10 protein-coding genes are annotated in these 12,452 nt (G+C 43.0%); 6 read left to right on the top strand and 4 right to left on the bottom strand.

What is annotated here, in order from left to right; all coding sequences use genetic code 11:
* The first annotated feature begins 3 nt into the window (after positions 1 to 3).
* Positions 4 to 1,548 (top strand): alpha-amylase family glycosyl hydrolase, encoded by a 1,545-nt coding sequence (locus tag JOD21_RS12030; protein WP_204729860.1) that lies wholly within the window; start codon positions 4 to 6, stop codon positions 1,546 to 1,548.
* A gap of 54 nt (positions 1,549 to 1,602) precedes the next feature.
* Positions 1,603 to 2,634, top strand: coding sequence for a LacI family DNA-binding transcriptional regulator (locus JOD21_RS12025; protein ID WP_204729859.1), 1,032 nt, complete (start codon positions 1,603 to 1,605; stop codon positions 2,632 to 2,634).
* Positions 2,635 to 2,659: 25 nt separating this feature from the next.
* Here the strand turns inward: JOD21_RS12025 and JOD21_RS12020 are convergent, their stop codons facing one another.
* A complete protein-coding gene (locus tag JOD21_RS12020; RefSeq protein WP_204729858.1) occupies positions 2,660 to 4,000 on the bottom strand; it encodes a CoA-disulfide reductase in 1,341 nt (446 codons plus the stop codon).
* 16 nt (positions 4,001 to 4,016) lie between these two features.
* The gene (locus JOD21_RS12015) at positions 4,017 to 4,880 is read right to left on the bottom strand and encodes a DegV family protein (protein WP_204729857.1); all 864 of its coding nucleotides are present in this window, start codon (positions 4,878 to 4,880) and stop codon (positions 4,017 to 4,019) included.
* Between the two features lie 187 nt (positions 4,881 to 5,067).
* Between JOD21_RS12015 and JOD21_RS12010 the strand changes: the two genes are divergently transcribed.
* Complete coding sequence (locus JOD21_RS12010) at positions 5,068 to 5,910, top strand: YitT family protein (protein ID WP_204729920.1); 843 nt, start codon at positions 5,068 to 5,070, stop codon at positions 5,908 to 5,910.
* A 526-nt stretch (positions 5,911 to 6,436) separates the two neighbouring features.
* Here the strand turns inward: JOD21_RS12010 and JOD21_RS12005 are convergent.
* Positions 6,437 to 7,249: a Cof-type HAD-IIB family hydrolase gene (locus tag JOD21_RS12005; RefSeq protein WP_204729856.1), complete on the bottom strand. Its 813-nt coding sequence runs from the start codon at positions 7,247 to 7,249 to the stop codon at positions 6,437 to 6,439.
* 131 nt (positions 7,250 to 7,380) lie between these two features.
* Between JOD21_RS12005 and yjfP the strand changes: the two genes are divergently transcribed.
* Together yjfP and JOD21_RS11995 are read left to right on the top strand one after the other, a co-directional pair.
* Positions 7,381 to 8,145, top strand: coding sequence for an esterase (gene yjfP, locus JOD21_RS12000; RefSeq protein WP_204729855.1), 765 nt, complete (start codon positions 7,381 to 7,383; stop codon positions 8,143 to 8,145).
* A 60-nt stretch (positions 8,146 to 8,205) separates the two neighbouring features.
* A complete protein-coding gene (locus JOD21_RS11995; protein WP_041122163.1) occupies positions 8,206 to 8,514 on the top strand; it encodes a metal-sulfur cluster assembly factor in 309 nt (102 codons plus the stop codon).
* Between the two features lie 365 nt (positions 8,515 to 8,879).
* On the opposite strand, the gene JOD21_RS11990 is transcribed toward JOD21_RS11995, so the two are convergent.
* Positions 8,880 to 9,710, bottom strand: a complete 831-nt coding sequence (locus JOD21_RS11990) for an undecaprenyl-diphosphate phosphatase (protein ID WP_204729854.1) — start codon at positions 9,708 to 9,710, stop codon at positions 8,880 to 8,882.
* 141 nt (positions 9,711 to 9,851) lie between these two features.
* On the opposite strand from JOD21_RS11990, the gene clpB reads away from it, so the two are divergent.
* On the top strand, positions 9,852 to 12,428 hold the full coding sequence (gene clpB / locus JOD21_RS11985) for an ATP-dependent chaperone ClpB (RefSeq protein WP_204729853.1): 2,577 nt from the start codon (positions 9,852 to 9,854) through the stop codon (positions 12,426 to 12,428).
* Positions 12,429 to 12,452: the final 24 nt, after the last annotated feature.

The raw sequence follows: 12,452 nt of genomic DNA, 5'->3' as shown, positions 1-12,452 counted from the left end.
GAGGTGAGAAGAGTCAGCGCTCTTTTACTCATCACTATCCTCCTTTTTAATAGCGCTTTTTTAAGTTCAGCAGGCGCTGTTGAAAAGGAAGAGAGAAAGTGGCAGGATGAATCAATTTATTTTCTGATGGTGGACCGTTTTTCCAATGGTGATACATCTAATGATTTAACAGTGGATACGCAGGATCCTTTGGCCTATCACGGTGGGGATTTTCAGGGGATTATTAATGAACTCGACCACATAGAAGAAATGGGCTTTACAGCAATCTGGCTGACCCCGGTTTTTTCTAATGAAGAAAAAGGGTATCATGGCTACTGGATTGATGATTTTTATGAAACTGAAGATCACTTTGGTACGATCGAGGAGTTCAAAACACTTGTTGATGAGGCCCATGACAGAGATATTAAAGTCATTCTTGATTTTGTTGTCAATCATACAGCACCAACACATCCATGGGTATCAGATCCTGAAAAAGAAGACTGGTATCATGAGGAACAGCCTATCAGGGATAATAATGATCCTGAACAGCTGGAAAATGGCTGGATTTATGGGCTGCCGGATCTGAATACTGAGAACCTGGAAGTGCGTGAATACTTATTTGATGCTGCAAAATGGTGGATTGAAGAAACGGATATTGACGGCTACCGTCTCGATACAGTTAAACACGTACCGACTGAATTCTGGACAGACTTTTCATCTGAAGTAAAGTCTGTAAAAGATGACTTCTATTTACTTGGTGAAGTATATGATACGGATATACGTAAGATAGCTGAATATGCTGATACGGGTATAGACGGATTCGTCGATTTCCCGCTTGCAGAGCAAATGAGAAATGCTTTTCAGACAGTGGACCAGTCTACAGCAAGGCTTTTCAATTACTGGGATTATAATCAGCAGTTTTTCGAGGACCCTTATCTTATGGGGAACTTTATTGACAACCATGATATGAGCCGGTTTACACGGCTTGCATCAGAACAGAATATGTTTCCCGGTACAAGATGGGAACTTGCCACTGTCTTTATGTTTACAGTGCCTGGCATTCCGATTATGTATTACGGATCTGAAATTGCGTTAGACGGCGGGGAAGACCCTGATAACCGGAGGCTGATGGACTTCAATGTAGATGAAGAGCTGAAAGAATATATAGGTGATGTGGGAGAACTCCGTCAGGACCTTCCTTCACTGACTAGAGGAACGTTGAATGTTCTTTACAATGAGCAGGGAATGCTTGTATATGAACGGGAATATGAAGATGAGACAACGGTCATTGCGATTAACAATACCAGTGAAACGCAAACAGTAGACCTTCCTGTAAGTGATTACACAGATAACAGTGAATTACGCGGTCTTCTTGGAGGCGACCTGGTCAGAGCAGAAGATGATCAGTTCAGAATCATTCTGGACAGAGAAGTGGCTGAAATTTATGTGGTTGCTGATGAAACCGGGATAAACTACGGCTTTTTAGCAATAATCGCTGCTGTCTGGATCTTCTTTATCGGTTTATTCATATTTATGAGAAAAAAAGGGAAAAGAAAATCAGAGGCTTAGGCCTTTGATCTGAACATTTTGTAAGCGTAAACAAAATTGCAGGAGGTGACCATGATGTCTGTCACAATCAAAGATGTAGCAAAAGTGGCAAATGTAGCCCCGTCCACTGTTTCACGCGTGATTGCGAATAACCCGAGAATCAGTGAACAGACAAAAGTTAAAGTAAGAGAAGCGATGGAGCAGCTTGGCTACCACCCGAATTTTATTGCCAGAAGTCTTGCAAATCAATCAACACAGGTGATCGGACTAGTCACCCCGGGGTCCTCTGATGTGTTTTTTCAGAATCCGTTCTTTCCAACAGTATTAAGAGGGCTGAACGAAGGGGCTCATGAACATCAGTATGCGCTGCAGCTCGTCACCGGAAAAAGTGAGGACGACATTTATAACGGAGTCGTTCAGATGGTACAGGGCGGACGGGTAGATGGTGTGGTACTCCTTTATTCAAAAGTGGAAGACAGAATTGTCACATACCTGCAGGATAGAGACTTTCCATTTGTGATGATTGGAAAGCCGTATAAACTGGCAGAAAGCATTACGCATGTGGATAATGATAACGTACAGGCAGGATTTGATGCAACAGAGTTTCTGATTGGTATGGGACATGAGAGGATTGCTTATATCGGTGGAGATAAGCAGCTGGTTGTGACAGTTGAAAGACTTCAGGGCTATAAAAATGCACTCGAGAAAGCAGGCATACCTTACAGGGATTCTTATACAGTTCATGAAAGCTTTTTACTCGAAGGCGGTAAAGATGCGATATGCGCATTAATGGATCTCCCGGTAAGTGACAGACCGACGGCGCTTCTGGTCACTGATGATCTGATGTCACTAGGTGTTTTAAATACGCTCAGTGAGCTCGATATGACGGTACCTGAGGATATTTCGATGATCAGCTTTAACAACGTGTTATTCTCAGAAATGTCGAGACCTCCGCTGACTTCTGTAGATATTAATATTTTTCAGCTTGGATTCGAAGCATCTGCGCAGCTGATTAAAAGGGTGGAGCATAAAAGCGAACCGCATCGCCGGATCACTGTTCCGCATCATATTGTTAAAAGATTTTCTACTGAATATGTGAAGAAATAAAAAAGAACCTGCAGCGGGTTCTTTTTTATTTCTTTATTTTTTTAACGGCTTTATATCCGAGCATATTCACAGGGTCCTTTGGTGCGCTGTATGGAGGTGCATAAGCGATTTCGAGTGTCTGCAGATCAAGTACTGTCAGATTGCCTGTGATCGCTGTGCTGATGACATCAATCCGTTTGTCAGCTCCTTCTCCAACGGCCTGGGCACCGAGGATCTTACCGTCATCAGGAGAGAAATGAATAACCAGTGAAAGCTTTGCGGCACCTGGAAAATATCCGGCATGCTGTCTGGCGGTGAGTTCAGCAGTTTCAAATGGTATGTTCATTTCTGTTAATGATGATGCGCTGTGACCGACAACTGCAGCTGTCTGATCGAAGACTTTACAGATTGCAGTTCCCAGGATCCCTTTGAAGGGCACACTGTCTCCTGTGATATGCCTGGCTGCGATATAAGCTTCTCTATGTGCAACCCATGCCAGAGGAACGCGTTTCGGCTGTGATGTGATAAAATCAACAGACTCAATTACATCTCCTATTGCGTAGATATCCTCATCATTTGTCTGCATATACTCATTGACACAAACCCCGCCTGTTTCCCCAACTTTCAGGCCGGCTGTTTCAGCCAGGTGCTTATTCGGCTTAATACCAACAGCCAGCAGCAGAAAGTCAGCTTCGATCTCTGAACCGTCAGACAACATCAGGGATTTATCTTCATTTATACGCTTTACTGTTGCGTTCAAATGTAGATCAACGCCTTTTTGAAGAAGCTCTTTTTCAAGAATTTGCGAAAAAGATGGTTCGAGCAGGTTCAGTACATGATCTGAACGCTGAACAAGATGAACGTCAAGGCCTCTCTCTTTCAAGTTTTCAGCCATTTCAAGCCCGATAAATCCACCGCCAACGAGACAGACTGACTGATAATTTCTGCGGGAAATATGCTCGTCTAATTTCAGCATGTCTTTAAAAGATCTCAGGCTGTAACAGTTTCCGCGGTCAAGATGTTCGATATCAGGCACAATCGGAACTGCTCCCGGGGAATAGACAAGCTTGTCATATGTCTCTTCGTATGTTTCGTTTTGGATGTGGTCATTAATCGTAATGGTTTTTTTACTGCGATTGATGCTGATCACTTCGTGGCGGATCCGTACTTCAATGCTTTTATCCTTTTGGAAAGACTCAGGAGTTGCAGCAATCAATTGTTCTTTCTTTTCAACAAAACCTCCGAGGTAGTAGGGCATTCCGCAATTTGCAAAAGACATTGTTCCGTCTTTTTCAAATACGATAATTTCAGCCTTATCATCAAGCATCCTCAGCTGGGAGGCGAAGGTTGCTCCGCCTGCAACGCCTCCGATAACGAGTACCTTCATATTTATATCATTCCAATCATCGTGCAGATTTTTTATTCAGGAAGAATATAGCGAGCGTGCCGGGCCCTGCATGAGCACCGACTGCAGAACCGATCATACCTGTAAAGAATGAAGATGTGCCGAATTCATTTTCAATCATTGTTTTCATTTCTTCAGCGAGTTCAGCATCATCCCCGTGGCTGATACCGATCATCTGCTGATCAAGCTGATCCCCACGGTCATTCATGACTTCAATAATCCTTTTTAAGAGCTTTTTCTTTCCGCGCAGCTTTTCAAGCGGGACGAGTTTGCCATCTTCAACATGAAGCAAAGGCTTGATGTTTAAAAGTCCCCCGATAAAGGCGGAAGCTTTAGACACGCGACCGCCTTTAGCAAGATAGTCAAGGTCTTCGACAGTGAATAAGTGCTCCATGTGCTCGAGCTGAAATTGAACTTCATCTGTAATTTCTTCAAATGAAGCACCTTCTGAAAGCATTGTCGCCGCTTTTACCACAACGAGCCCGTACCCGAGTGAAGCACACTTTGTATCAACAATGGTCAAATCAAGCTCCGGGTATTCTTCTTTTACCTGATCTCTGATCATCACCCCGGTCTGATAAGTGCCTGAGAGTTCAGATGAAAAGGCAATATAAAGTCCTTTTTTACCAGACTTGGCAAGTGCAGTGAATTCTTCTTCCATCTTTTGCGGGCTTGCCTGTGATGTTTTCGGGTGTCCGCCATTTCTGATCGAATCAAAAACATCCTTAGATTTTATTGTAACCAGATCCTCGTATTCTTCTTCACCTATATGTACATGTAGAGGGAGGAGTGTTATATTATGTTCTGTGAAAAATTCAGCAGGCAAATCACACGCGCTGTCTGCAATCAGTTGGATATTCATATGAATCGCTCCTTTGTCGTTAGTCCTAATTCTCAGTTTATCTATTTATTTGATAATTTACAACGACATTAGTGTACAGGGCGTTAAAACAGGTAAAGAAAGAATAGAATGGATTTTTAGAAAGGAAGGGTGAAAGGTGGCAGAAACAAGAGATGTTTTCAGCTTATCTAATGTATCAAAGGAAACAATGTGGCTTGAAACACAGAAAATAGTAGTTGTCATTATCGGGGCAATCCTGAATGCTGTAGCACTGAATTTATTTCTGATACCTGCAAATGTCTTCGCAAGCGGATTTACGGGTGCTGCACAGCTTTTATCTAATATTTTTTATGAATTTACACCCATTAATCTGTCAACTGGTATCTTACTGCTGATCCTCAATATTCCGGCAATTATTCTCGGCTGGCTTAGGGTGGGAAAAATGTTTACGATTTACAGCCTGGTATCAGTCGGTTTTACAACCATTGCTCTTGAGATCATTCCAATTGTTGAGGTATCACCTGATATTTTACTGAATGCTGTTTTTGGTGGTGTTATTGCAGGTGTGGGTGTCGGGATGACACTCAAGTGGGGTGCTTCTACTGGCGGTATGGATATTATCGCAATGATTTTATCAAGATTGAATGATAAGCCGGTAGGGATTTATTTCTTCATGATGAATGCGGGGATCATTTTACTCGCAAGTGCTATTTTTGGCTGGGAAAAAGGTTTGTATACGCTCGTTACACTATATGCATCTACGCGAATGATCGATGCGCTGCATACAAGACACGAGAAACTCACTGCGATGATCGTAACGGAAAAATCTTCACTGCTTAAAAAGGCGATTCACGATAAAATGGTCAGAGGGATCACCATTGTACCTGCAAGAGGTGCTTTTGCAGATGATCCAAAAGAAATGCTGATCATCGTCATTACAAGATATGAACTGTTTGAACTTGAGAGAATTATTCATAAAGCGGATCCCCATGCTTTTACAAATATCATTCAGACGACAGGGATCTTCGGGTTCTTTAGAAAAGATGATTAAAAGAAAAGCGGAGGTGAGCGTTTAGGGGCGTATGTGCTGGACTGAAGCGGATGAAGATAAAGGAAACACAGTGAACGAAGTGAACTGATGTTGACTTATCTTAAGGAGCTGAGGGAAGCACACTAGCCCCTGCGAACCGTAGCTGGACATAGTAGAAAAGCGGAGGGCGCTTGTTCAGCTCCGACAGGCATAAGACGCGGAGCGGCAAACGGGTGCACTTTCCCGTTTGCCGATGCGTGTCTTATGACCCGAGGAGCTAGCGCCTGGAGCTGGACAAAAGAAAAGCGGAAGGCGCTTGTTCAGCTCCACCCGCTGATTAATAGCAAAACGGCTGTCTCTATTTTGAGACAGCCGTTTTGCTTTATATAGCCGTTCCGCTGAGCTTCAGGCGGATGCTTTCCGGACGGAGGTTGCTGAGCCTCCTCAGGCTTCGAGTTGTGGGGTCTCAGCTTCCCTCTAATCGTCCCGGAGTCACCGCCTTCCGCTCCGCTGCACTATGGTGACTTAATTAGTGTATTTCAAAAGGTTAGTATTTAATATTCAAACGATCCTCTAGAAATAATGAAATACCATCTTCATTATTGGTTCCTGTAATGTGTTTGGCTGTGGATCTGACACTGTCAATTCCGTTGCCCATTGCAACGCCAACTCCGGCGTAATCAAGCATTTCAAGGTCGTTATCTTCATCACCAAAGGCAATCACTTTGTCTTTGGAAATGCCATAATGATCTGCGACTTTTTTCAGGCCGACAGCTTTATTCAATCCGGACTTTACGATTTCAATGACGTGCCACGGTGCACCCCATCGTCTGTGGTCGATCACTTCAGCATGCACTTCGCTTAAATGATTCCTGATACTCTCCACGTGTGCCTCATCTGCATGTATGAGTAAGCTCGTCGGGTTAGCTGGTAAGTAAGTTCTGAGATCTCCTGCAGTAATGTTAGGATTTCCGAAACTGAAAATATCCAGCAGCTTTTCATCGTGATAATGCAGATATACATCATCCAGTATCTCTGCGACCATATTATGAAACTCATAATCATGAACGGCTTCTACAATGTCTTTTACCACACTCAGGTTCATAGGTTCGTGATGAAGTCCCCATTTCTGGTCGAGTGGGTGGTGGACATATGCACCGTTAAAATTGACAATCGGCGTATGAAGGCCGAGTTCTTTATAATAAGCTTCACTCGCCCTGAAAGGTCTCCCGGTTGCAATCATGACTTCATGACCGGCTTCCTTTGCTTTTAAGAGCGTCTTTTTTGTTCTTTCAGAGATTACTTTCTCATCTGTCAGTAATGTGCCATCAAGGTCTAATGCGATTAAATGTTTATCCATCTGAATACGCTCCTTCACTTCTAACGTCAACACCATTGTAACATTATTCAGACGGTATAAGGTGAATGAGTATGCCACATTTTGGTTATGTGATAATATATGAGCGAAAAGGTTGGAGAGGAGCAGCACAATTGATCGAAATACATAATAGAAAGATTGCGGGTATTCCATGCCTGCATATAGTTAGTCAGCAATCAGATCAATCATCTGTCATTTTTTTCTTTCACGGTTTCATGAGTGCGAAAGAGCACAACCTGCATTACGCTTACCTTTTAGCTGAAAAAGGCTTTGATGTGGTACTCCCTGATGCAGCTTACCATGGAGAAAGATCAGACGGGTCAGATGAAACGGTCATGAGTACGCGCTTTTGGCAAATCGTTGTCAGATCAATAGAAGAGTTTGGTGCGATGAAAGAGGCGTTGTCAGATGAAGGTTACGCTGAACATACGCTGATTGGTGCAGCCGGAACGTCGATGGGAGGCATCACTACCCTTGGTGCTTTGAAAAGATATGAATGGATTCATACTGCAGCCAGCCTGATGGGTTCCCCTGCTTATGTAGCTTTTGCCAAAGCGCAGATTCAGCACTTTGAAAAGAACGGCTTCAAGCTTCCAATGAGTGAGGAAGAGGTTAACGACCAGTTGAAAGTCCTTGAAGCATATGATTTAAGTCTTCATCCTGAAAAGCTGAACAATCGTCCACTTATGTTCTGGCACGGGAAAGCGGACACAGTTGTCCCTTACGAACCGACATATGCATTTTTTAAAGCCATTCATCAGCTATATGATAAAAAAGATCATCTGCGATTTATTTCAGAAGAAACTGAAGGGCATAAAGTAACGCGTAAGGGGCTTTTGGAAACGGTAAAATGGTTTGATCATCACATGAAATCGTGACAGTTTCAGTCAGGCGTAATTTTTGGTATGATGAACACAAAGAGTTAAAGGAGTGATTTGATGGACCAGGATGTAAAAGACAGCATTATGGGTGCGCTTGAGCAGGTAATCGACCCTGAACTGGGTATTGATATCGTAAATCTTGGCCTTGTCTATGATGTATTTATGGATGACGCTGGAAACACAGAAGTGAAAATGACATTAACTTCTATGGGATGTCCGCTGGCACCTGTCATTGTAGATCAGGTAAAAGCAGCACTTGCTGATGTACCTGAAGTAAAAGAAGTAGATGTAAATATCGTATGGAGTCCGCCGTGGAGCAAGGACAACATGTCACGCTATGCTAAGATTGCATTAGGCATCACGTGATCAACACACAAAAACCGCTGGTCCCTTAGATGGGTTCAGCGGTTTTTTCTATGTCTGAGGGGATAGGGCTGTTGGCTGATTCCGTTATGGCCGAATGATTGATAAGGTGATGGTATTCATGTGTTAGCTGTAGGAATTATCAGCAAAGGTGATGGATAAAACCTACCGTATAGAAAAGAGTACCGAATTACAGTCAAAGGTGTCGAAATCATTTCAATTGCTGATAGATATACAGGAAAAGGTGAGTAAATCACCACACCATCACAAACCCATCCATCACTACACAAAAAAGAGGCTCAGCCGTAACGGCCAAACCTCTCAACAATTAAAGTGAAACAATTTCTGCATTCATCTCGTACATAAGATTAAGAAATCCAAAGGACAAGCAGTACAATCGGTCCTACTGTCAGACAGTAAATAGCAAAGTAAATCAGATTGCCTTTTGCCATGATGTTCATAAACCACTTAAGTGAGAAGTATGAAGCAATTAGTGAAGCGATAAAAGCCAGCAGATACGGTATCCACAGGTCTGCAAGATTATCATCCGACAGAAGGTCCGAGAAGCTAAGAATCATTCCGCCAAGACTGACCGGTACAAAAAGTAAAAATGAATAGCGCAGTGCAGTTTCCTGATGAATGCCGCGTGCCATCGCAGCAACAATAGTAGCACCACTGCGGCTGATACCGGGAATTAACGCAACGGCCTGCGCAAAACCGATGATCACGGCGTCCTTCATCGACATGCCGCTTTCACCGCGTTTTCCTCTCATGTTTCTGATCAGAAATAGTGCCACGCCTGTAATCATTAATGTAATGGCGACTGTCTGCGGTCCTGATAAACGTGAAATATCTTCTTCGAATAACACGCCGATTACCCCAGCTGGAATGGTTCCGATAATCAGGTAAACAATAAAGTTGAATTCAGTCTTGTCTTCAGGATTACGGGTCTTTATGTAACCGAGTCCTCTTTGGATCAGGCGCATAATATCTTCTCGGAAAACGAGCAGTACAGCAATCAGCGAAGCAGAGTTTACCATCAATTCAAATGTAAAGTTATTACCTTCAATCTCAATTCCGAGAAAATGCTGCGCTAACAGAAGATGTCCGCTTGAAGAAATCGGAATAGGCTCTGTAAAACCCTGAAACAAACCGAGAAATGTAAATTTTAAAATAATCCATAATTGTTCAATATCCATAAAAATCCTCCATCTTTGTTGCATCACATGTTCTTAATTTAACCACCGAAAAGAAAGGATGTAAAGCAGTTCTTCTTTACAATTTCATGAAATGAATGATAAAATATTACAAAGGTCAAAGAAGGTCAAAGGAGTGGTCAGATGAAACTCGATCAAATGACATACAGTGTTCAGAATGCTTTTGCAGAAGGAAAAGAGCTTGCCACGAGCAGCAGGCATTCCACAATCGAAGTGGAGCACGTGTTTGAAGCACTGACGAGAAATGAATTTGCCGGGCGGCTGTTGACAGGCATTCATGTAGATATGGCTGATCTGGAGGCATATACAGCACAGAGACTCACATCTTTCCCACAGATACAGTCTGACGGGTACGACCCGGTTTTTACAGGCGATACGGGAAGCTGGCTGAAAAAATCTGAAGAGATCATGAAAGAATATGAAGATGAGTTCTTGTCAATTGAACACCTGCTGCTTGGACTAATGAATATGAGCCATCTGCCTGTTGCGAAATACTTGATCAGTCACAGTGATGGTCCTGAGGCGTTAAAAAAAGTAACAGATGAAATCAGAGGAGGAAAAAGGGTGACGAGTCAAAATCCTGAAGTTGCATACGAAGCGCTTTCTAAATACGGGCGTGACTTAGTCGAAGAAGTAAAAAAAGGAAAGATGGACCCTGTCATTGGGCGTGATGCGGAGATCAGACACGTCATCCGGATTCTTTCGAGAAAAACAAAAAATAATCCAGTATTAATTGGAGAGCCGGGCGTTGGTAAGACGGCGATTGTAGAAGGGCTTGCCCAGCGGATCGTCAGAAAAGACGTGCCTGAAGGCTTGAAAGATAAAATTGTATTCGAGCTTGATATGAGTGCGCTTGTAGCTGGTGCTAAATTCAGAGGAGAATTTGAAGAAAGATTAAAAGCTGTATTGGCAGAAGTGAAAAACAGTAATGGACAGATCATCCTGTTCATTGATGAGCTTCACACAATTGTAGGTGCAGGTAAAACTGAAGGTGCAATGGATGCTGGAAATATGCTGAAGCCTATGCTTGCCAGAGGTGAAATCCACTGTATCGGTGCCACAACACTGAATGAACATAGACAGTATATTGAAAAAGATCCCGCATTAGAACGGAGATTCCAGCAGGTGATGGTACACGAACCGGATGAAGATGATACGGTTTCCATTTTAAGAGGGCTGAAAGAGCGCTTTGAACTCCATCACGGTGTGCGCATTCATGACAGTGCAATTGTAGCATCAGCCAAATTATCAGAGCGCTATATAACTGACCGCTTTTTGCCTGATAAAGCGATTGATTTAATTGATGAGGCATGTGCCATGATCAGAACGGAAATTGATTCTATGCCGCAGGAACTTGATGAATCATTCAGAAGAGTGATGCAGCTTGAAATCGAAGAAGAAGCACTCGCGAAAGAGAAAGATCCGGCGAGCATTGAGCGCCTAAGAAAACTCCGTCTGGAGCTTGCGGAACTGAAAGAACAGGCAGAAGTAATGAAATCAAAATGGGAGAATGAAAAGCAGTCACTTGTCGGGATCCAGGAGAAAAAAGAAGAACTTGATAAATTAAGAAGAGAGCTTGAGGAGGCAGAAAATAACTATGATCTGTCAAAAGCCGCTGAATTAAAACACGGACATATTCCAAAGCTTGAAAAGGAAATTACAGCACTTGAAAATGAACATGAGATGGGTCGGGATGACAACAGACTGTTAAGGGAAGAAGTATCTGAAGAGGAGATCGCATCGATTGTTGCAAGATGGACCGGTATCCCTGTGAACAGATTAATAGAAGAAGAACGTCAAAAACTGCTGCGCCTTGAAGATACGCTGCATGAAAGAGTGATCGGTCAGCAGGAAGCTGTGACAGCTGTCAGTGAGGCTGTTATGCGTGCACGTGCAGGGATTAAAGATCCTGACCGGCCGATTGGATCATTTATCTTCCTTGGACCAACAGGCGTCGGTAAAACTGAGCTTGCTAAGTCTCTTGCTTACACTCTCTTTGACAGTGAAGAGCAGATGATCAGAATTGATATGTCCGAGTATATGGAAAAACACGCGGTCTCAAGACTGATTGGTGCACCTCCGGGGTATATCGGATATGAAGAAGGCGGTCAGCTGACTGAAGCGGTCAGAAGAAAGCCTTACTCAGTCATTCTTTTAGACGAAATTGAAAAAGCACATCCTGAAGTATTCAATATTCTTCTTCAAATGCTCGATGAGGGAAGAATTACAGATTCAAAAGGTAGAACAGTGGATTTTAAAAATACGATTATTATTATGACATCGAACATCGGGTCCGGTTACCTGCTTGAGCATCAGGGTGAGCCTGAGCAGGCAAGGGAACTTGTAATGGGCGAACTGCACCGTCACTTCAGGCCGGAGCTGCTGAACCGGATGGATGATATTGTATTGTTCAATCCTTTAACAGAAGATCATATGAAGGGGATCGTCTATAAGATGATTGAAGAACTGCAGGAGAGATTAAATGAACAGCACATAACACTCGAACTCTCGGACAAAACAGTCGCCTATATAGCAAAAACGGCCTATAACCCTTCATTTGGGGCAAGACCATTAAAAAGATATATTCAAAAAGAGATTGAAACACTGCTTGCAAAAGAATTGCTGAAAGGAAACTTAGCGCCTCACAGTGATATCATGATCGCACGTGATCAGGAGCAGTATAACATCATTCATAAATAATAAAATCATGATCCCTGTATCGGG

The sequence above is a fragment of the Jeotgalibacillus terrae genome (assembly GCF_016908195.1).
GTDB classification, from domain to species: Bacteria; Bacillota; Bacilli; order Bacillales; family Jeotgalibacillaceae; genus Jeotgalibacillus; species Jeotgalibacillus terrae.
Note: the sequence above shows the minus strand (reverse complement) of the source record. Positions and strands in the feature narration are given on the sequence as shown.

Coding starts and splice junctions, on each gene's coding strand:
- JOD21_RS11995 (WP_041122163.1), top strand. CDS start 8,206: ATGGACCAGGATGTAAAAGACAGCATTATGGGTGCGCTTGAGCAGGTA.
- JOD21_RS12020 (WP_204729858.1), bottom strand. CDS start 4,000: ATGAAGGTACTCGTTATCGGAGGCGTTGCAGGCGGAGCAACCTTCGCC.
- JOD21_RS11990 (WP_204729854.1), bottom strand. CDS start 9,710: ATGGATATTGAACAATTATGGATTATTTTAAAATTTACATTTCTCGGT.
- JOD21_RS12025 (WP_204729859.1), top strand. CDS start 1,603: ATGTCTGTCACAATCAAAGATGTAGCAAAAGTGGCAAATGTAGCCCCG.
- clpB (WP_204729853.1), top strand. CDS start 9,852: ATGAAACTCGATCAAATGACATACAGTGTTCAGAATGCTTTTGCAGAA.
- JOD21_RS12015 (WP_204729857.1), bottom strand. CDS start 4,880: ATGAATATCCAACTGATTGCAGACAGCGCGTGTGATTTGCCTGCTGAA.
- JOD21_RS12010 (WP_204729920.1), top strand. CDS start 5,068: ATGTGGCTTGAAACACAGAAAATAGTAGTTGTCATTATCGGGGCAATC.
- JOD21_RS12005 (WP_204729856.1), bottom strand. CDS start 7,249: ATGGATAAACATTTAATCGCATTAGACCTTGATGGCACATTACTGACA.